The sequence below is a fragment of the Aeromonas sp. Y318-1 genome, from assembly GCF_027706125.1.
In the GTDB taxonomy this organism is placed as follows: Bacteria; Pseudomonadota; Gammaproteobacteria; order Enterobacterales; family Aeromonadaceae; genus Aeromonas; species Aeromonas hydrophila.
Genome location: NZ_JAPDCM010000021.1, coordinates 1 through 19,926, shown reverse-complemented (window position 1 = coordinate 19,926; position 19,926 = coordinate 1). Strand labels below are relative to the sequence as shown.

Below are 19,926 nucleotides of genomic sequence, written 5' to 3'. Positions count from 1 at the left end.
TCGGGCAGGGCCTGCCACGTCTGACTCAGAACTCGCCACTGTGGATGGCGGCGGTGATGGCGTTGGTCAGCACGGTTAATTGTGCCGGGCTGATGACGAAGGGGGGCATCAGATAGACCAGCTTGCCAAACGGGCGGATCCAGGCGCCCAGTTCGACGAACTTGCGCTGGATGCGCGCCACGTCCACCCGCTCCTTCATCTCCACCACCCCGATGGCGCCAAGCACCCGCACATCCGCCACCGCCGGGTGCAGGGTCAGCGCCACCAGTTCGGTTTTGAGTTGGTGTTCGATGGCGCGGACCCGCTCCTGCCACGGCGAGGCCAGCAGCAGATCGATGGAGGCGTTGGCCACGGCGCAGGCCAAGGGGTTGCCCATGAAGGTCGGCCCATGCATGAAGACGCCCGCCTTCCCGTCACACACGGTGCGAGCCACATGCTCGGTCGTGAGCGTGGCCGACAGCGTCAGGTAGCCGCCGGTGAGCGCCTTGCCCAGACACATGATGTCGGGGCTGATGCCGGCCCAGTCGCAGGCAAACAGCTGGCCGGTGCGGCCAAAGCCGGTGGCGATCTCGTCGGCAATCAGCAGCAGGTCGAACTCGTCGCACAGGGCGCGTACCCACTGCAGGTAGCGGGGATGATAGAAGCGCATGCCGCCGGCGCCCTGCACGATAGGCTCGAGCACGATGGCTGCGATTTCCTCATGATGGTCCGCCACCAGGGTGGCGAGCTCCACTACGCACTGCTCGTCCCACTCGGCGTGGAAGCGGCAGCTCGGCGCTTCGACAAAATGGTGCTCGGGCAGGAAGCCCTTGTAGAGCTCGTGCATGCCGCCATCCGGATCGCAGACGCTCATGGCGCCGAAGGTGTCACCGTGATAGCCGCCGCGCAGGGCGACAAACTTGGCCCTGGGCGTCCCCTTGGCGTGCCAGTACTGCTGCGCCATCTTGAGCGCCACTTCCACCGCTACCGAGCCCGAGTCCGCCAAAAACACCCGATCCAGCCCCGCTGGCGTGATCTCCACCAGCTTGCGGCACAGATCGACGGCGGGGGCGTGGGTGAGGCCGCCAAACATCACGTGGGACATCTTGCCGAGCTGGGCAGTGGCGGCAGCGTCCAGCTCCGGAACCTGATAGCCGTGCACGCAAGCCCACCAGGAGCTCATGCCATCCACCAGCCCGCGGCCGTCGCTGAGGGTGAGGGTCACTCCCTTGGCACTGGCCACTTCATAGCAGGGCAGGGGATGGGTGAGGGAGGTATAGGGGTGCCAGACGTGGTGCAGGTCGAATTCTTGATTGGTCATTTTGTGTTCTGTTGTCAATTGATTTGATCTGGTCGGTGTTGACAGTCTACGCGCGCTCTTTACACTAGCCAACAATTTCAGCCACTTGGCTGCGTGCAACCCGACTCGGGTGCAGGCCGGGTGGCGGCTTCTGCGTTTGCCCATGCAAGCTGGCGGCGCAGGATCCCACTTATAACAATTGGAAGCCATGTATGAATGCTGTCACCGCGGGCGCTCACGCCCTTCGTCATGACTGGACCCTCGCCGAGGTTCAGGCCCTGTTTGCCCTGCCATTCAACGATCTGCTGTTCCAGGCCCAGACCGTGCACCGCGCCCATTTCGATCCGAACGAAGTACAGGTGAGCACATTGCTCTCCATCAAGACCGGTGCCTGCCCGGAGGATTGCAAGTACTGCCCCCAGAGCGCCCGTTATCACACCGGTCTTGAGGCTGAGCGGCTGATGGAGGTGGAGAAAGTGCTGGAGCGGGCCCGCGAAGCCAAGGCCAACGGCTCGTCCCGCTTCTGCATGGGGGCCGCCTGGCGCAACCCCAAAGAGAAGGACATGCCCTACATCCTGCGCATGATTGAAGAGGTGCGCGGGCTCGGCATGGAGACCTGCATGACGCTCGGGATGCTCACCGCCGATCAGGCGGCACGCCTCGGCGCCGCCGGCCTTGACTACTACAACCACAACCTCGATACCTCGCCGGAGTTTTACGGCGACATCATCACCACCCGCACCTATCAGGACCGGCTCGATACCCTGGAGCATGTGCGCGGCGCCGGCATGAAGGTCTGCTCCGGCGGCATCGTCGGCATGGGCGAGCAGGCAAAAGATCGGGCCGGCCTCTTGATGGCGCTGGCCAACCTGCCGCGCCACCCGGAGAGCGTGCCCATCAACATGCTGGTCAAGGTGAAGGGCACGCCGCTGGAGAACCAGGAGAACCTCGATCCGTTCGAATTCATCCGCACCATCGCCGTGGCACGGATCATGATGCCGGCTTCCCACGTGCGCCTCTCCGCCGGGCGGGAGAAGATGAACGAGCAGATGCAGGCCATGTGCTTTATGGCGGGGGCAAATTCGATTTTTTATGGCTGCAAGCTGCTGACCACCCCCAACCCGGACGAGAACAGTGACATGCAGCTGTTCAAGCGGCTCGGCATTCGCCCCGCCCAGTGGGCCCAGAAGCCGGATCAGGTTCAAGAGGAGGAGCTGCTGGCGGAGGTGAGTCGCCAGAGCGAGCCCGCCGAGATGTTTTATGACGCTACCCGCCCCCGTGCTGGGGCCGCGCGGTCATGAACGGCCCTGCAGTAACGGGCCCCTTTGGGTTGAGCGCGGCGCTCTTCGAGCGCGAGCAGGCAGGCCTGCTGCGCAGCCGCATCGCGACCGACGGCGCGAGTGGCGGACGGCTCAGGGTGGCGGGGCGCGATTACCTCAACTTTTCCGCCAACGACTATCTGGGGCTTGCCGATCACCCCGCCATCAAGACCGCCTTCCAGGAGGGAGTCGACCACTATGGTGCGGGCGCCGGCGCCTCGCCGCTGGTGACCGGTTACAGCCGGGCCCACCAACAGCTGGAGGAGACCCTGGCCGAGTGGTTGGGGCTGGAGGCGGTGCTGCTGTTCAACTGCGGCTTTTCCGCCAATCAGGCGGTGCTCAAGGCCTTGCTCGGCAAGGAGCACCTGTTGTGGCAGGACAAACTCAACCACGCCTCTCTGCAGGAGATGGGCAGCCAGCTGCCCTGCAAGATGAAGCGCTTCGGCCACAACGACATGGCGGCTCTTGAGCGGCAGCTTGAGCCAAGCCGAGGCCTTATCGTCTCGGAGGGGGTATTCAGCATGGACGGTGATCAGGGCCCCTGGCGCGAGCTCGCAGCCCTGGCCGCCAAAAGCGGCAACTGGCTGATGATTGACGATGCCCACGGCCTCGGCGTGCTGGGGCCACAAGGGCGCGGCACCCTGGCGGCGCAGGGGGTTGCTCCTGCCAGCGTACACATCCAGATGGGCACCTTTGGCAAGGCGCTTGGCGTCGCCGGTGCCTTTGTGGGCGGCAGTCGCGAGCTGGTGGCGTATCTGGTCAACTTCGCCCGCCACTATGTCTACAGCACCCATATGCCCGCTGCCCAGGCCTGCGCGGTGCGCCAGAGCATCGCACTGGTACGCGCCGCCGACGAGGCCCGCGCCCAGCTTGGTCTGCTGATCACCCGTTTTCGGCAAGGGGCAGAGGCGCTGGGCTGGCAACTCGGTGCCAGCGCTACCCCTATCCAGCCGCTGCTGGTGGGGGAAAGCATCGCTGCCCTGCAACTGGCCGAGCGGCTGCGCGAATGCGGCGTCTGGGCCGGCGCCATCCGCCCGCCCACGGTGCCGGTCGGCACGGCGCGGCTGCGCATCACCTTGAGCGCGGCCCACCGTGAACAGGATGTGGATCGGCTGCTCGATGCCCTCGGCCCCTGCCCGGCGGACGACGAGAGAGGAGGCATCCATGCTTCATGAGCGTTTTCAGGCGGTCGACAAGGCCCAGCTTGCCCGCCGTTTCGGCGCCGCCGCCCGTCACTACGACGCCCACGCCCGCTTCCAGCAGGAGGTGGGGCAGGCACTGCTGGAGCGCATGCCGGACAGGCAGGTTGGCACAGATCTGACAGTGAGCGGGCTGGATCTGGGCTGCGGTACCGGCTTCTTCCTGCCGGCGTTGGCCGGGCGTTGCAACGAGCTGACCGGGCTGGATCTGGCTCCCGGCATGCTGGCGCAGGCCGCCCTTCGCGGCAGCGGCGCCCGCCTGTTGTGCGGCGATGCTGAGCAGCTCCCCTTTGCCGACGAGACATTTGACTGGGTCTTCTCCAGCCTAGCGCTGCAGTGGTGCGAGCGACCGGCCCAGGCCTTTGCCGAGCTGCACCGGGTGCTCAAACCCGGCGGCCGGCTGCTGTTCTCCACCCTGCTGGCCGAGTCGCTCTGGCAATTGCGTGAGGCCTGGCGCACGGTTGACGAGTGTGATCATGTCAATCGCTTCCTCAGCCTGCCACAATTGCAGCATGCCATCGCCGCCGGCGGTTTTGCCGCCCCGGCGCTGGAGAGCCTGACCTGGTCGCTCGGCTACCCCGAGCTCAACGGCTTGCTGCGCGATCTCAAGGGGATCGGCGCCAGCCAGGTCAATGACGAGCGTCATACCGGCCTTGGCAGCCGCCAGCGTCTGCAGCGCCTGAGCCAGGCCTATGAAGCTCATCGCCAACCGGACGGCCTGCTGGCCGCCAGCTATCAGGTGTGCCTCGGCCAGCTGATCCGCCGCTAACCGGCCTCATGGGCCGAGAGAATTGAGAAGCTGCTGCCTGCCATCGCGAGCGTGGGCAGCGGCCCCGTATTGAGGAGACATCATGGTTAAATCCTTCTTCGTCACCGGCACCGATACCGATGTGGGCAAGACGCTGGTCGCCCGCACCCTGCTGCTGGAATTCGCCGCGCACGGTCTGCGCTGCGCCGGTTACAAACCCATCTCCGCCGGCTGTGCCCGCACCCCGGACGGGCTGCGCAATCTTGATGCCGTGCTGCTGCAGGAGGCGGCGAGCCTGCCGCTGCCCTACGATCTGGTCAATCCCTACGCCTACGAGCCGCCCATCGCGCCCCATATCGCCGCCAGCGAAGCGCGCGATGCCATTACCCTGAAGGGGTTGTCGGACGGGCTGCGCCAGATTGAACAGGCGGGGGCCGAGCTGGTGGTGGTGGAGGGGGCGGGGGGCTGGTTCCTGCCGCTCGATCGCAAACATCTGCTGTCGGACTGGGTCAAGCAGGAGAACATGCCGGTCATCATGGTAGTGGGGGCCAAACTGGGCTGTCTCAACCATGCCCTGCTCACCTTCGCCGCCATTCGCAACAACAACCTGCCGGTGGCGGGCTGGGTCATCAACCGGCTGCACGGCTCCATGAGCCACTACCAGGAAAACCTGGATACCCTGCGGGGCTTGCTGCCGGCCCCGTTTTTGGGTGAAATACCCTTTGTAAACAATCCGCTCGAGGCTGATCTGCGCGGGCGACTCGACATTTCGCCCCTGCTCTGAATCCGACATTCAGCGAACATTCATAGAAACTGTCTATTATGCGTGACAGGTGTGGCCCGACCGGCAGCGAACTGGTGACGGGCCACGCGTCCATATCTCACAAGGAGTCAATATGAAGCGAATTATGCTATTCCTGGTGACCAACCTGGCCGTCATGCTGGTGCTGGGGGTGGTACTCAATATCCTGTTCTCGGTTCTGGGGATCAACAAGTCCAGCATTTCCGGTCTGTTGGTGTTCTGCGCCGTGTTCGGTTTTGGGGGTTCCTTTATCTCCTTGCTGATGTCCAAGTGGATGGCCAAGCGCAGCTATGGCGTCCAGGTCATCGAGCAACCCCGTAACGAGACCGAGCACTGGCTGGTCAGTACCGTGGCCCGTCAGGCTCGTGAAGCGGGCATCAAGATGCCGGAAGTGGGGATCTACGACTCCCCCGAGATGAACGCCTTCGCCACCGGCGCCCGCCGTGACGACTCACTGGTCGCCGTGTCGTCCGGTCTGCTCTACAGTATGAGCCGTGACGAGGCGGAAGCCGTGCTGGCCCACGAGGTGAGCCACGTGGCCAACGGCGACATGGTGACTCTGACCCTGATCCAGGGGGTGGTGAACACCTTCGTGATGTTCTTCGCCCGCATCGTGGCTGGCGTCATCAGCAACTTCTTCAGCTCCAACAACGACGAGGAGAGCAGCAGCAGCGGCGGTTTTGCCTACATGATCACCGTGTTCGTGCTGGAGATGCTGTTCGGTGTGCTGGCCTCCATCATCGTCATGTGGTTCAGCCGTCAGCGTGAATTCCGCGCCGACGCCGGCGCCGCCAAGCTGGCCGGCCGTGACAAGATGATTGCCGCGCTCCAGCGCCTCTCCCGCGGTGCAGAGCCGCAGCTGGAAGGCTCCATGATGGCGTTCGGCATCAACGGCAAGCGCTCCATGAGCGAGCTGTTCATGAGCCACCCGCCCATCGAGCAGCGCATCGCGGCTCTGCGCGGTTAAGCGTACCGTACCAATGAAAACGGCTGCCCTCGGGCAGCCGTTTTGCTTTGTGCGCGCAGCTACAGCTTGAAGTGGGCCATCTCCTGGCGCAGCAGCCGTGACAGCTGTTTGAGCTTGGCGGCCTCCTGCGAGACGTGGCGGGCAGCGTCCCCCGACTGCTCGGAGAGGGAGGTGATGTTGCCGACGGTGGAGACCACTTCGTTGGCGGCGGTGGACTGCTCGCGCAGGGTGTGGCTGATCTCCCCCATCAGGCCGGTCAGGTTGGATGCGTGGTTCTGGATGCTGGCGATGGCCTCGCCGGTCTGGCTGGCCAGGCTCACCCCGCGGGAGACGTTGTTGACCGTGTTCTCCATACTGCGGATGGAGGCATCCGCCCCGCTCTGGATCTTGCCGATCATACCGGCGATCTGCTGGGTGGAGGCGGCCGAGCGGCTGGCGAGGTTGCGCACCTCGTCGGCCACCACCGCGAAGCCGCGCCCCTGCTCACCGGCCCGGGCCGCCTCGATGGCAGCGTTGAGCGCCAGCAGGTTGGTCTGATCGGCGATGCCGCGGATCACCTCGATGATCTCCGAGATCTGCTGGGTGTGGCTGTTGAGATCCGCGATGCTGCTGGCGGCGTTGGAGACGGTGTCCGAGATGCTCTGGATGCTGTCGAGGGTCTGCTTGATGACCCCGGAGCCTTCCGCCAGGGTGTTGGCGGAGACCTTGCTCAGCTCGTCGGCGTGGGTGGCGTTGTCAGAGAGGTGGCTGATGCTCACCACCAGCTCCTCGATGGCGGCTGCCATGGTCTGGGTGCTGGTCTGCTGGGAGGTGGCGAACTGGGCGGTCTGCTCCGCTATCTGGGCGATGCTGTCGGCCGAGCCGGAGAGCTCTTCGCTGGAGTGGGAGACCTGGGCGATGATCCCCTTGAGGGTGCCCTGCATGGTGGCGAGCAGACCGATCAGGCTCTCCTTGGCACCGGCCGGCACCTTGATGGGTTGGGAGAAGTCCCCCTCTGCCAGGTGGTTGAGATCGCTTCTGAGCTGGCTGACCGAGGTGCCGACCAGGTCGAGCAGCGCCTTGTAGGTGCGCCAGAGGAAGAACATCAACACCAGACCCAGCGCGATGAACAGGTAGCGCAGCATGGCGGACTGGCTGGCAGCATCGTCCACCGCCTGCTGGGTGCGGTGTTCCATCAGGACGTAGAAGTCGTCGATGGGGGACATGATGCGCCCCTTGTTCTGGTGATAGGCCTTGTCATGCATCATGGCGATGGCCTTTTGCTGGTTGGCGGCCAGATCGCCGTCCGTCTGCTGTACCAGCTTGAAGGCGGCCACCTCGGTGTTGACCAGGGCATCCGAGTTGTTCTTGGCCTCGTTGAGCTTGGCCAGCTCCTCTTCGGTAAAGCCGGTGTCCTTCATCAGGTCGATGAGGCCACGGCGCACCTGGCTGTCCGGCCGCGGGTTCTGGCCGTTGGCGGCGACGAAGTCCCAGTAGATGCGGTTGTAGCCCTGCGGCCGGTTCTGCTCCCCGTTGCGAATGGCCAGGATCCGCATGTACTGCTGTTCGTAGGCCGGATCCTTGGTGATCACGTAGGTGCGGCCGAGGCGGGTCAGGTCGTCGGAGGATTGCCGCAGTTCATCGGCCAGCAGATAGGATTGATAGCGTTGCTGATAGCTCTGCTCGAGTTGCGTTCCTGACCAGCTGTAGGCAAAAAATACCAGCGACAGCAGGATCAGGGTGACGACGGAGAGCAGCAGGTTGAGCTGAAAGGCGGGTCTGTTCTGTTCCATGGTTTGAGCGTCCTTATTCTCACCGGATAACCCCCTTGGTCAGACGGCAAAGGCCGCTACGTCGGAGGGGTTTTGTTGTTGTTGCTGTGAGTATAGGAGCGGGGCCCGGCAAGATTGCGGGGGTTTGGATAAAAGGTGGGCACGAGGGAGAGCGTACCGAAACAGAGAGAAAACGGCCGGGAGCGGGCGCCCGGCCGGTGGGGTTATAGCTGCTCGATCACCTTATTTGATGACAAGGTCGGTGAGCGGCACGGCGCAGCAGGTGAGGATCTTGCCCTCGGCCCGTTCGGCGGCGGTGATGGCTGGGGCATCGGGGTGATCCACCTCGCCCGCGAGCAGGGTCTGCTTGCAGCTGCCGCAGATGCCGGCGCGGCAGCTCCAGGGCAGATCCACCCCTTGCTTGTGGGCCTGATCCAGCACTGTACCCTGATTGTTGCCGGCAAAACGCTGCTTGCCGATGCGCAGTTGCACCGCCTGGTGGGGGCGAGCCACCGAGAGGATGGCGCCGCCAAAGCTCTCCTGGCGGATCCGCTCGGCGGGCACGCCCAGGGCGGCCAGTCTGGCGGCCGCATCGGTCATAAAGCCGTGGGGGCCGCAGATAAACACCTCCCGTCCGGCAAGCTGCTTGACTTGTTTGAGGTGCTCATCGTCCAGCCGTCCCTTGAGCCCCTGCCAGTGCGTATCGGGTTGGCTGAGGATCAGGGTGAGGGTCATCCCCTGCTGCGCCAGGGCGTGCAGTTCGGCGGCGGCGGGAATGTCCGCCTCGCTGCGGCACAGGTGCATAAAGTGCACATCGCCAAGCTCCCCGCGCAAGGCCAGAGTGCGGGCAATGGAGAGCATGGGAGTGACCCCCGAGCCTGCCGAGAGCAGCAGCAGGGAGCGCCCGGTGCCTAAATGAAACTCGCCGGCCGGCGCTGCGGCCAGCAACTTGTCACCGGGTTGCAACTGCTGGTGCAGCCAGTGGGAGATGCGACCGCCCCCCACCTTCTTGACGCTGATGCTGTAACGCTCGGGCCGCTCCGGCGTGGAGCTCAGGGTATAGCGGCGCTGCAGACGCTCGCGCCGCAGGCCCAGGCCAATGTCCAGGCTGATGGGCAGATGCTGGCCCGGCAGATAGTCGGGCAGGGGCTCGCCATCGGCCGCCTCGAACCAGAAGGTCTCCAGATCCCGCGCCAGTGGCTCGCGGGCCACGCACACCAGCTCCCGTTTTTTCGGGGCCGCGTTGGGGTAAACGGGGGCACGGGCGCGCTCCAGCACCTCTATCTCGCTGCCCGCCTCAATCCAGCCCTCGTTGAGGGCCACCAGGTTCTGGCCGAAGTAGACCTCGCCATCCTCGCCGCGCCGGTAGCGGGTGAGGGTGGCTAGCGGCTCCTTGAGGGCATTGAAGCGATCCGTGCCCGGCTCCACCGTGGTCATGATGCAGCGGCTGCAGGGCTTGGCGACCCGAAACTCCACCTCGCCGATGCGGATCCGTTTCCAGCTGTCCTCCTCGAAGGGCAGGGTGCCGCTCGCCACCAGGTTGGTGCGAAACTGGCTCATCTGGTGCAGCGCGTCGGATCTCAGGTTGAGATCCTCAAGCGAGGCCTGGCTTATCAGCAGCAGCGGATAGCCGTCGGCAAAGCTGACCCGGGTGCCGGTCTTTTCCCGAAAGCGGGCGGACTCTTCACCGAGCCAGAGCAGCTGAACCGGCTCCCCCGCCACCTGGCTCAGCCACGCATCGGCCTGGGGCTGGGTCTGCAGGGCGCTGAAGCTGTCGCTCCAGACCCCGGTGGCCCGGGGCGTGCGGGAAAAATCCCGCTCTTGCAGGATGAGGGGATCAAGGCCCGGATAGCGCAGCTGCAGACCGCCCTCGATAGGGGTGGCCACCACCTGCTGCAACTGGGGATGGGTGCGGGCGGTGATGAAGCTGCCATCCGGCTTGACCACCATGTAGCGGCGATCCCCTTGCAGCCCCTCTTCGGTGACCAGGGCGCGGGTCAGTGGCATGCCTGCCGTGGACTTGATGGGGTAGAGATGAATGCTGGCGAGCTTGGGCATGGCCGGGTCCTTGTGCTGTGGTGGTTCCAGTGCAGGAGACAAGATAACGGGAGCTGTTCCGTGCAGCAATCGTTGCAGGAGGGGGGCCTGATGCGCCCGGCTCACGGGGCCGGAGAACGGCGAAGCGTTGTTTGCGGGGCGCGAGCCCGAGTGGTGACTCCTGCAGACGGGCAAGATGTTACACGGGTCACGTTGTGCACTCCATACCTCATAAAGTGCAACATTTTTTGATCCTGATCCGTCATTCGGTACACAAATCCGTCCATTATCGAGTCAGCTTCCAGTTTCTAACGCTTTCGCTTCTTCCCCCTCCGGCCACCGTCTGCCCAGGCAAAACGGTATCAAGCGCCATCGGATGGGGCCTGTCACACAAAAAGAAGAAAGCAATGTATGAGCAAACAACTGGATATGACCCCACAGCCGGATCTCTCCCAGAAAACGGGAACAGGCCCGGTCCGTACTCGGCTACCCGTTTGGCGGCCGGCCCTGCCACCTTGCAACCATGCCTGCCCGGCTGGCGAGAACATCCAGGCCTGGCTTGCCCTGGCCGAAGCGGGCCGCTTTGAGGCGGCCTGGCAACGACTGATCGAAGAAAATCCCCTGCCTGCGGTCCACGGGCGGGTCTGTTATCACCCCTGCGAAACGGCCTGCAACCGTGCCCAGGTGGATGATGCCGTCTCCATTCACGCCATCGAGCGTTTCCTCGGCGATGAGGCGCTGGCCCGTGGCTGGCAGCCTGCACCGCCCGCGCCCGCCAGCGGCAAGAAGGTGCTGGTGATAGGAGCCGGCCCCTCCGGCCTCTCCTGCGCCTGGCACCTCAACCGGCTCGGCCATCAGGTGGAGATCCGCGAGGCGGGCCCGCTCGCCGGCGGCATGCTGCGCTTCGGCATTCCCGCCTACCGCCTGCCCCGCGACATGCTGGACAGGGAGGTGGCCCGCATCGTCGCTGCCGGGGTGACCCTGACCCTCAACCACAAGGTGGAAGACGTACTCAAGGCGCGCGACGAGGGGGGCTTTGACGCCGTCTTCATGGCCATCGGCGCCCATCTGGCCAAGCGGGTCGACATTCCGGCCCGCGAGGCGGGCAAGATCCTCGATGCGGTGAGCTTCCTCGAGCAGGCGAGCCTGGCCGAGGAGCAGGGCTTGCCACCACCCAAGCTGGGACGGCGGGTGGCCATCTACGGCGGCGGCAACACCGCCATGGACGCGGCCCGCACCGCCCGCCGCCTCGGGGTCGAAGAGGCGATGATCATCTACCGCCGCGACCGGGATCATATGCCGGCCCACGCCTTCGAGGCCGACGAGGCCGAGGAGGAGGGGATCAAGATCAACTGGCTGCGCACCATCCGTCAGCTCGACAGCACCAATATCGAAGTGGAGGTGATGGCGCTGGATGCCGAAGGCAAGCCGGTGCCCACCGGCAAGTTTGAAACCCTCGAAGCGGACTCCCTCATTCTGGCGCTGGGTCAGGAGGTGGACTTGAGCGTGCTGGAGAGCATCCCCGGCGTGCGGGTCAATAAGGAGGGGGTGGTGCAGGTTGGCGAGAACCTGATGACGGATGTGCCGGGTCTGTTTGCCGGCGGTGACATGGTGCCCTCCGAGCGCACCGTCACCATCGCCACCGGCCACGGCAAGAAGGCGGCGCGCCACATGGATGCCTGGCTGCGTGGTCGCCTCTACCACAAACCGCTCTCCTACCCGCTGGTGGGGCCCGAACAGTTGCAGCTCTGGTTCCAGACCCATGCCCCTGCCAGCAGCCAGCCGGTCAAACCGCCCTCGGCGCGGGACGACTTTGGCGAGATCATCGGCGGACTGGACGAGACGGCGGCCCGCTACGAGGCGGCGCGCTGCTACTCCTGCGGCAACTGCTTCGAGTGCGACGGCTGTTATGGCAGCTGCCCCGAGCAGGCCATCGCCAAGCTGGGGCCGGGTCTGGGGTATCAGGTGGATGCCGAACTCTGCACCGGTTGCGGTGCCTGCCATGACCAGTGTCCCTGCCATGCCATCGAGTTGCGCCAACCGGAGGAGTCCCAATGAAACATGAATTGATCATGGTCGACGGCAACGAAGCCGCGGCCCGGGTGGCGTATCAGCTGAGCGAAGTGTGTGCCATCTACCCGATCACCCCGAGCTCGACCATGGCCGAACTGGCCGACGCCTGGGCCGCGGAGGGGCAGACCAACCTGTGGGGCAACATCCCCACGGTGGTGGAGATGCAGAGTGAAGGGGGGGCGGCCGGCACGGTGCACGGTGCCCTGCAGGCAGGGGCACTGGCCACCACCTTCACCGCCAGCCAAGGGCTGATGCTGATGTTGCCCAACATGTACAAGATCGCAGGCGAATTGACCTCGGCGGTGTTCCATGTGGCGGCCCGATCTTTGGCGGCGCAGGGGTTGTCGATTTTTGGCGACCATCAGGACGTGATGGCGGCGCGCAGCACCGGCTTTGCCATGCTCGCCTCCGGCTCGGTGCAGGAGGCGCAGGACCTGGCCCTGGTCGCCCACAGCGTCACCCTGCAGTGCCGGGTGCCCTTCATCCACTTCTTCGACGGCTTTCGCACCTCCCACGAGGTGAACAAGATAGTCGCGTTGCATAAAGATGAGATCCGGGCGCTTATCGACAACGACTGGGTGCGCGCCCACCGTGCGCGGGCGCTCAACCCGGATCATCCGGTGATGCGCGGCACCGCCCAGAACCCCGACACCTATTTCCAGTCCCGAGAGAGCGTCAACCCCTTCTACGAGGCGGTGCCGGCGCGGGTGCAGCAGTGCATGGAGAGCCTCGGCGAGCTGACCGGCCGCCACTACCGGCTGGTGGAGTATCACGGCGCCCCCGATGCCACCGACGTCATCGTGCTGATGGGGTCGGGGGCCGCCACCGCCCGCACGACGGTGGATTGGCTCAACCAGCAGGATCGCAAGACCGGGGTGCTGGTCATTCGCCTCTATCGTCCCTTCCCGGTGCAGGCGCTGCTCGATGCGCTGCCCGAGAGCGTGCGGCGCATGGCGGTGCTGGATCGCACCAAGGAGCCGGGCGCCGGTGGTGAGCCGCTGCTGCTGGATGTGCAGAGCGCGCTGATCGACGGCTTGCAGCGTGGTCTTATCAAGCGCCTGCCCTGGCTCAGTGGCGGTCGCTACGGCCTCTCTTCCAAGGAGTTCACCCCCGCCATGTGCGCGGCCGTGTTCGAGGAACTGGCCTGTGATGCGCCGCGCCCCCGCTTTACCGTGGGGATTGTGGACGACGTTTCCGGCCTCAGTCTGGCCTGGCACCCCATCGGCGATCTGGAGCCCGCCAGTCGGGTGCGGGCGCTGTTCTTCGGCCTCGGCGCCGATGGCACGGTCGGTGCCAACAAGAACAGCATCAAGATCATCGGCGAGCTGGAGGGCTTCCACGCCCAGGGCTACTTCGTCTACGACTCCAAGAAGTCGGGCTCGCGCACCGTCTCCCACCTGCGCTTTGGCCCCGAGCCCATCGACGCCCCCTGGCTTATCGAGCAGGCGAGCTTTATCGGTTGCCACCAGTGGGGTTTTGTCGAATCGGTCGATCTGCTGGAGTTCGCCGCCGAGGGGGCGACCCTGCTGCTCAATGCTCCCCATGAGCCTGACCGAGTCTGGGCCGAGCTGCCCGAGCGGCTGCGCGCCCGCATCCGTGCCCTCAATATCCAGCTCTACTGCATCGACGGCGATCGGGTGGCCGAGCGCAACGGCATGGGCAATCGCATCAACACCATCATGCAGACCTGCTTCTTCGCGCTGGCCGGCATCTTGCCGCGGGACGAGGCGATCGCGCTTATCAAAGAGAGCATCGAGAAGAGCTATGCCCGCAAGGGGCCCGAGGTGGTGGCGCGCAACTTCGCGGCGGTGGATGACACCCTGGCTCATCTGCACCAGGTGGCGATCCCGGCCGGTGACGAGCAGATCAGCGACTATCCGCTGCCGCTGGCACCGGGGGGCAGCGAGTTTGTCCAGCGCGTCACCGGCGAGATGCTGGCGGGGCGCGGCGATCGCATCCCGGTCTCCATGCTGCCGGTGGACGGCACTTACCCCACCGCCACCAGCCGCTTCGAGAAGCGCGATATCGCCCGCGAGATCCCGATTTGGAATTCGGATATCTGCATCCAGTGTGGCAACTGCGTCTTTGTCTGCCCCCACGCGGCGCTACGAGCCAAGTTCTACCATCAGGACTGGCTGGCGAGCGCCCCCGAGGCGGCGCAGTCGGTACCCGTCACTGCCAAGGGCTTCCCCGACAGTCGCTACACCCTGCAGCTCTATCCGGAGGATTGCACCGGCTGCGGTCAGTGTGTGCAAGCTTGTCCGGTGCGGGCCGGAGCGGATGAAAGCCATGAAGGCGAGCGGGCCATCGTCATGATTGACAAGGCGCCGCATCTGGCCGGCCAGAAGCAGGCGCTGCGCTGGTTCGAGAGCCTGCCCTGGCCTGCCCGCGAGCGGGTGGATTTCTCCACCGTGCGCGGCACCCAGTTCCTCGAACCTCTGTTCGAGTTCTCCGGCGCCTGCGCCGGCTGTGGCGAGACCCCCTATCTCAAGTTGCTGACCCAGCTGTTTGGTGACCGCATGCTGGTGGCCAACGCCACCGGTTGCTCCTCCATCTATGGCGGCAACCTGCCGACCACTCCCTGGGCCAAGAATGGCGAAGGGAAGGGGCCGGCCTGGTCGAACTCGCTGTTCGAGGACAACGCCGAGTTTGGCTTTGGTTTTCGCCTCACCGCCGATCAGCACCACGGTCAGGCGGTGGCGGCCTTGCAGGCGATGAAGGGGGAGATCGGGGTCGAGCTGGTGGAGTCGCTTGTCAGCGCCCCGCAGCGGCTGGAGTCGGAGATCCGTGCCCAGCGCACCCGGGTCGCGCAAGTGCGGGGGCGATTGGAAGAGGTGAAGTCCGGCAAGGCCCGCGAGCTGCTATCGCTTATCGATCAGCTGGTGCGCCGCTCGGTCTGGATCATCGGCGGCGATGGCTGGGCTTATGACATCGGCTCGGCGGGGCTCGATCATGTGCTCGCTTCCGGGCGCGATGTGAATGTGCTGGTGATGGATACCGAGGTCTACTCCAACACCGGCGGCCAGATGTCGAAATCGACCCCGCTCGGTGCCGTCGCCAAGTTCGCGGCGGGGGGCAAGACCCTGGCCAAGAAGGATGTGGCCTTGCAGGCCATCTCCTACGGCAACGTCTATGTGGCCCGCATCGCCTTCGGTGCCAACCCGCAGCAGGCGCTGCAGGCCTTGCGTGAGGCGGAGGCCTATCCGGGCCCGTCGCTTATCATCGCCTACAGCCACTGCATCGCCCACGGCATCGACATGGAGTTTGGCCTGACCCAGCAAAAACGCGCCGTGGCCTCCGGTCACTGGCCGCTGATGCGCTACAACCCGGTACTGCGCAGTGCGGGGCAGAACCCCTTCAGCCTCGACAGTCTGCGCCCCTCCATCCCCCTTGCTACATATCGGCAGGAGGAGACCCGTTATCGGGTGCTGGCCCAGAGCCATCCACAGGAGGCCGAGCGGTTGATGCAGGTAGCGCAAAAAGTGGCGTGGCAGAAGTGGGCCACCTACGAGGAGATGGCCACCCGCGAGGCCAGCCATTTCCATCCGCCGGTGTGATGATGGGGTTAACTCTGCATAAAACGAAGCGGGCCACTGGCCCGCTTTTTTATGACTGGATTGACAGGGCTCGCTCAGGGGTTGGTGGTACGCAGTACCTTGAGGTGCAGGGTGCGCTCCTGATGGGCCGCTATCTCCTGCTCGGTGAAGCGCATGGGCTGCCACTGCTGACGGGCGAACTGCTCGGTCTGATCGGTGAAGTGTGGGCTCTCGGGGTCATGGGACTGGCCGTAGCTCAGGAAGCGCTCCGCCTTGGGGCCGGCGGCATCAAACTGCAGGGCCAGCACGAAGCTGGAACCGTAGTTGGCGCGATAACGCAGCTCGGGCTGGCCGTCACCGTCGTCATCCAGGCTGCGCAGCGTGGTGCCTGCCACGGCCTTGCCGGTCACTATGTTGGCGAGATCCGAGCTGCTGCGCGAAGGCAGATTGGTCTGCACCATGTTGAACATGCCCTCGAACGAGTTGCCTCCCGGCAGCGCTATGGGGCTCAGCCCGGCCGCTTTTTGCACGAACTGCAGTGCACCGAGCTCGGCATCCGGCGCGATACCGGCCGCCTGCAACCGCTGCTGGGCCTGGGCCAGCGCCAGCAGGGCTGGGTCTTCATCCGGCGCGCCGTTCCAGGGGGCCAGCCCGCTCGGCGTGGTGGCGCCATGGGCCGGATCGAAGGGAGTGGCGAACAGGGCATCCTTGATGTCTCTGTGGCCGCTGGTGCGAAACGCCGTCAACCATTCGCGCATCAGGTGGGCGCCGCGGCTCTCCAGCTGATATTCGCCATCCCAGTTGGCGAGTGCATTGCAGCTCGGCGTCAAGTCCAGCGGGCCGCTGGTCAGCTGGATCAGCGGATGTGCCTGGCAGCGAGCCAGCAGGGGATCTCTGAGCTCACGGGCAAACAGGGAGCCGTTGTGGGTCAGTACCCGTTGCAGCGACTGCAGGGTGAAACGCCGATCGCTTCCGGTCAGTCCCATGGTGTCGGGGGTGCTGATGAGCTGGGCGTTGTAGCGGGTTCGCGGGCTGCGCACCGTCTGCTCCGGCCCGTAGAGGATGGAGTAACCCTCCAGCGGGGCCGCCAGGTTGGTCAGCCAGTGGCTGCTGTTGGCGTTGTAGATGTAGTCGCTGCGAGTCTGGCGGGGGGCCTGGCTCAGGGGAACAAGGCCGGCAACGCGGGTCTGGCCGCTGTCGACCCACTCGAAATCGGGGGCGTTGCCCGGCAGCAGCACGCTGCCCTCGCCATCCAGCCAGATGGGGGCCAGCTGCGGCGTCTGGGACGCTGCTCGCCACCAGGCTTCCGCCTTGGTGCCGAGGCGGGGTACCTGGGTGGCATCCACATAACTGGCCTGGCCCGTCTTGTCGATCAGCAGTGTATTGACCCAGGGCACCCCCTGATGCTCGGCCAGCGCATCGAAGAAGGCCGGGGTGCTCTGGGCCTTGGCCATGGCGAGCCACTGTTCCAGCATCTTGTAGTTGCCGGCGTTGGCATCGCGGAAGCTGATGGCGCTGCTGCTGGTCCAGCCCAGGCTGGGCGAGAGTGAGGCGAGGTTGACCATGGGGCCGAAGTGGCTGGCATAGACGGTCTGGACATAAGGTTGCAGGCTGCCATCAGCCTGGCGTACCTGTACGGTGATCGCTTTCTGGCTCATCTCCCGCCACTGGTCGCCGTAGCGGTAACGCAGCGGATTGGCGGGGTCCAGGGTGAGCTGATAGAGGGTGAAGCGTTTGGACTGGGAGACGGTGTGGGTCCAGCCCAGCTGCTCGTTGAAGCCGATCAGGATGGCGGGAAAGCCCATCATGGTGGCACCGGTCACGTTGAGTTCCCCCGGGATCTGCAGGTGCTGTTCATAGAACCTGAGTTCTCCATCCCAGGGGAAGTGGGGGTTGCCGAGCAGCAGGCTGTTGGCGTTGCTGCTGCGATCCGCCCCCAGTGCCCAGCCGTTGCTGCCGATCCCCTCCGAGGTCAGCAACGAGACGGGATCCAGTTCGGGGGCGGGCAGGGTGGCGCGTGCCCGTGTCCCGCTGGCGGGGGGCTGGGCACTGGCCATGGCGCCGATGAAGCTGCGGCCGCTGGCCAGCTGGGCGAGATCCAGGTGATAGGCCAGCAATTGGATCGGGGTGATGGGTTCGACCCACTCGGCCCCGCGGCAGGGGGAGGGGTAGTCCGCCGGGCCGGCTCGCCCGCTGAGTGAGTGGTTGAAACCCGCCACGTAGCCCTCGATGAGATGACGGGCATCCGGCGCCAGCCTGCCATACAGGGCGGCAGCCTGGGCTGGCAGGTCGAGCGAACGATAGCCCACGTCGGAGAGCAGGTTGCGCTGCTGTTCACCCGCTCCCAGCCAGCGGGATTTTTCTCCTCGCAGCTTCATGATCTGCTCGCTCAGGGTACAGAGGTTCTCTTCGGCATGGGCATAGCCGGCGCCAAAGCCCAGGCTGGCGTAGTCGTTCGCCTTGATGTGGGGAACACCCTGCTCCGTATAGGTGAGGGTGACGTCGTAGTGGCGAGCGGGATCCGGCTCGCTGCTGTTCTCCTGGCAGCCGGCCAGTACGAGGCAGCCGAGCAGGGTAAGGGGGAAGGGCGTTCTCATCTTGGTTCCTTCTGTGGTCCTGACTTGTTATGGTTCTGTTGCTTTTCAGCCGCAGGTGACGGTATTTAAGAGCAGCCCCGGTTTGCTGTCGCCCCGCTGGATGGAACCGGTCGAGAGTTGGAAAACACAATAAAAACAAGGATAAGCAGGTACGGCTCGATGGAGCCGCACCTGCAGGAGGACGCATATGCAGTGGGAAGAAGTGGCCGCCGTGCTCAGTCTGAGCTTGACCGGCATGTTGCTGCTGGCCACGCTCGGCTGGCTGCGCCGCATGCGGCGGGATGCCGCTGCCGGTTATCTGCTGGCCCTGCTCAGCCTGAGCGGCTTGCAGGCGCTGGAATATCTCTATCACCAGCAACAGTGGTTCCACCATTGGCCCCACCTGCTCAAGCTGGCGGATCCCCTGGTGGTGATGCTGCCGTTTTGTCTGTACGGCTATATCAGGGCTCTGCAGGGGGAGGCGGTACTCGGTGGCTGGCGTGACCGGCTGGTGCACGGCTTGCCCATGCTGCTGGTTGCCGCTCTGGCGCTGCCCTACTGGTTGTTGCCGGGGGCCGACAAGGTGAGCTGGATCCTGCTTGGCAAGCAGGGGGATGCGCTGTGGCCCGGGGTGACCCTCTATGGCAACCGCTATCTGGCCTGCATCGCCCTGCTGGGGCTGGCTTACTGGTGGCAGCAGCAGCGTCTTGGGGTGGTCAGCCGCAAACCGGCGCTGCGGGCCTGGGTGGCTCAGTTGCAGGGGCTGCAACTGCTGGTGGCCCTGCTGTTGCTCGGCCGCATCGCCTTGAGCTGGCTCGGCTGGCCGCTCTCTACCGTCTATCTGCAGGCTCCCGTCACCGCCTATCTGCTGCTGCAGGTGCTGGCCCATGCCCGCTTGCCCCAGCAGGGAGGCGCGCCGGAGGGGGGCGTGCGCGAGCGAGCTACTGACGCCGCTTCTGAGCCGGTGCGAGATGACGGTCTGCGCCCCCTGTTCGAGGAGCTGGAACGCCAGCTCGGGCGTGGTGCCTACCGGGACCCCGCGCTCTCCCTTGGCAAGCTGGCCGAGGAGTGCGGTCTGAGCCTTCATCAGGCGTCCAGTGCCATCAACGCCTGTTCAGGGGGCAACTTCTACGACTGGCTCAACCGCCATCGGGTGGAGGAGGCCAAGCGGCTGCTGCAGACGAGTGACGAGACGGTGGCCAATGTCTGCTACCGGGCCGGTTTCAACAGCAAGTCTACCTTCAACAGTGCCTTTCGCCGTCACACCGGCCAGACTCCCAGCGAGTTTCGACGCCAGGGGGCGTAAGCAGTGGTCGCCTCCTGATGAGCGGCCAACAAAAAGCCCGGCGTCGGGCCGGGCTGGCAGGATAAGTTACTTATCCAGGTATTCGTCGAGGCGTCTATTGTGGATGTTGTTTGAGGATGTCGTAGATCTCCTCTTTCAGTTTAAGTTTCTGTTTTTTCAGATCCTTCACCTCGGAGCTGTAGTCGCTGGCGTGATGCTTTTCCAACTTTCTAATCTCCACATCCAGGTCGTTGTGCAAGTCAAACTTCTTTTGGAAACCTGATTACCCATGACCCTCAGCCAGCTTCAAGAGCCGATATGGCATCGGAGGGCTTGCCACGACTGCATGCCCCA

General features: G+C 64.9%; 12 protein-coding genes and 1 pseudogene. 8 read left to right on the top strand and 5 right to left on the bottom strand.

The window, feature by feature from the left end:
* Nucleotides 1-25: 25 nt before the first annotated feature.
* Nucleotides 26-1,300, bottom strand: coding sequence for an adenosylmethionine--8-amino-7-oxononanoate transaminase (gene bioA, locus OKB87_RS21885; RefSeq protein ID WP_270828522.1), 1,275 nt, complete (start codon nt 1,298-1,300; stop codon nt 26-28).
* A 191-nt stretch (nt 1,301-1,491) separates the two neighbouring features.
* Here bioA and bioB point away from each other — a divergent pair, with 191 nt between their 5' ends.
* The 5 genes from bioB to htpX all read left to right on the top strand — a co-directional run bounded on the left by bioB (nt 1,492) and on the right by htpX (nt 6,314).
* Nucleotides 1,492-2,580 carry a biotin synthase BioB gene (gene bioB / locus OKB87_RS21880; RefSeq protein WP_270828521.1) on the top strand — a complete coding sequence of 363 codons (1,089 nt, stop codon included), beginning with the start codon at nt 1,492-1,494 and terminating at the stop codon, nt 2,578-2,580.
* Nucleotides 2,577-3,773: an 8-amino-7-oxononanoate synthase gene (bioF, locus tag OKB87_RS21875; RefSeq protein WP_270828520.1), complete on the top strand. Its 1,197-nt coding sequence runs from the start codon at nt 2,577-2,579 to the stop codon at nt 3,771-3,773. Before bioB ends, bioF begins: the two co-directional genes overlap by 4 nt.
* The gene (gene bioC, locus OKB87_RS21870) at nt 3,763-4,566 is read left to right on the top strand and encodes a malonyl-ACP O-methyltransferase BioC (RefSeq protein WP_270828519.1); all 804 of its coding nucleotides are present in this window, start codon (nt 3,763-3,765) and stop codon (nt 4,564-4,566) included. Before bioF ends, bioC begins: the two co-directional genes overlap by 11 nt.
* 82 nt (nt 4,567-4,648) lie before the next feature.
* Nucleotides 4,649-5,329: a dethiobiotin synthase gene (bioD, locus tag OKB87_RS21865; protein WP_011705390.1), complete on the top strand. Its 681-nt coding sequence runs from the start codon at nt 4,649-4,651 to the stop codon at nt 5,327-5,329.
* A gap of 112 nt (nt 5,330-5,441) precedes the next feature.
* Nucleotides 5,442-6,314: a protease HtpX gene (gene htpX, locus OKB87_RS21860; protein WP_270828518.1), complete on the top strand. Its 873-nt coding sequence runs from the start codon at nt 5,442-5,444 to the stop codon at nt 6,312-6,314.
* Nucleotides 6,315-6,373: 59 nt separating this feature from the next.
* Here htpX and OKB87_RS21855 read toward each other — a convergent pair whose 3' ends face one another.
* Together OKB87_RS21855 and OKB87_RS21850 are read right to left on the bottom strand one after the other, a co-directional pair.
* Entirely contained in the window at nt 6,374-8,086 is a 1,713-nt protein-coding gene (locus tag OKB87_RS21855) for a methyl-accepting chemotaxis protein (RefSeq protein ID WP_270828517.1), read from the bottom strand.
* Nucleotides 8,087-8,308: 222 nt separating this feature from the next.
* Complete coding sequence (locus tag OKB87_RS21850) at nt 8,309-10,123, bottom strand: hybrid-cluster NAD(P)-dependent oxidoreductase (RefSeq protein WP_270828516.1); 1,815 nt, start codon at nt 10,121-10,123, stop codon at nt 8,309-8,311.
* Nucleotides 10,124-10,513: 390 nt separating this feature from the next.
* Between OKB87_RS21850 and OKB87_RS21845 the strand changes: the two genes are divergently transcribed.
* Together OKB87_RS21845 and nifJ are read left to right on the top strand one after the other, a co-directional pair.
* On the top strand, nt 10,514-12,160 hold the full coding sequence (locus tag OKB87_RS21845) for an NAD(P)-binding protein (protein WP_270828515.1): 1,647 nt from the start codon (nt 10,514-10,516) through the stop codon (nt 12,158-12,160).
* Nucleotides 12,157-15,732, top strand: a complete 3,576-nt coding sequence (gene nifJ / locus OKB87_RS21840) for a pyruvate:ferredoxin (flavodoxin) oxidoreductase (protein ID WP_270828514.1) — start codon at nt 12,157-12,159, stop codon at nt 15,730-15,732. The genes OKB87_RS21845 and nifJ overlap by 4 nt, the downstream gene beginning before the upstream one ends.
* A gap of 74 nt (nt 15,733-15,806) precedes the next feature.
* Here nifJ and OKB87_RS21835 read toward each other — a convergent pair whose 3' ends face one another.
* A complete protein-coding gene (locus OKB87_RS21835) occupies nt 15,807-18,308 on the bottom strand; it encodes a penicillin acylase family protein (RefSeq protein ID WP_270828513.1) in 2,502 nt (833 codons plus the stop codon).
* Between the two features lie 187 nt (nt 18,309-18,495).
* Here OKB87_RS21835 and OKB87_RS21830 point away from each other — a divergent pair, with 187 nt between their 5' ends.
* Nucleotides 18,496-19,593 (top strand): helix-turn-helix domain-containing protein, encoded by a 1,098-nt coding sequence (locus OKB87_RS21830; protein ID WP_215783126.1) that lies wholly within the window; start codon nt 18,496-18,498, stop codon nt 19,591-19,593.
* Nucleotides 19,594-19,687: 94 nt separating this feature from the next.
* Here the strand turns inward: OKB87_RS21830 and OKB87_RS21825 are convergent.
* Nucleotides 19,688-19,849: pseudogene (locus tag OKB87_RS21825) on the bottom strand (DUF465 domain-containing protein); the annotation flags it as partial.
* Nucleotides 19,850-19,926 lie beyond the last annotated feature (77 nt).

Bases quoted from the DNA above. Each gene is read 5' to 3' on its own strand.
- bioF (WP_270828520.1), top strand. From the start codon at position 2,577: ATGAACGGCCCTGCAGTAACGGGCCCCTTTGGGTTGAGCGCGGCGCTC.
- OKB87_RS21855 (WP_270828517.1), bottom strand. From the start codon at position 8,086: ATGGAACAGAACAGACCCGCCTTTCAGCTCAACCTGCTGCTCTCCGTC.
- bioB (WP_270828521.1), top strand. From the start codon at position 1,492: ATGAATGCTGTCACCGCGGGCGCTCACGCCCTTCGTCATGACTGGACC.
- bioD (WP_011705390.1), top strand. From the start codon at position 4,649: ATGGTTAAATCCTTCTTCGTCACCGGCACCGATACCGATGTGGGCAAG.
- nifJ (WP_270828514.1), top strand. From the start codon at position 12,157: ATGAAACATGAATTGATCATGGTCGACGGCAACGAAGCCGCGGCCCGG.
- bioC (WP_270828519.1), top strand. From the start codon at position 3,763: ATGCTTCATGAGCGTTTTCAGGCGGTCGACAAGGCCCAGCTTGCCCGC.
- htpX (WP_270828518.1), top strand. From the start codon at position 5,442: ATGAAGCGAATTATGCTATTCCTGGTGACCAACCTGGCCGTCATGCTG.
- OKB87_RS21845 (WP_270828515.1), top strand. From the start codon at position 10,514: ATGAGCAAACAACTGGATATGACCCCACAGCCGGATCTCTCCCAGAAA.
- OKB87_RS21850 (WP_270828516.1), bottom strand. From the start codon at position 10,123: ATGCCCAAGCTCGCCAGCATTCATCTCTACCCCATCAAGTCCACGGCA.
- OKB87_RS21835 (WP_270828513.1), bottom strand. From the start codon at position 18,308: ATGAGAACGCCCTTCCCCCTTACCCTGCTCGGCTGCCTCGTACTGGCC.
- OKB87_RS21830 (WP_215783126.1), top strand. From the start codon at position 18,496: ATGCAGTGGGAAGAAGTGGCCGCCGTGCTCAGTCTGAGCTTGACCGGC.
- bioA (WP_270828522.1), bottom strand. From the start codon at position 1,300: ATGACCAATCAAGAATTCGACCTGCACCACGTCTGGCACCCCTATACC.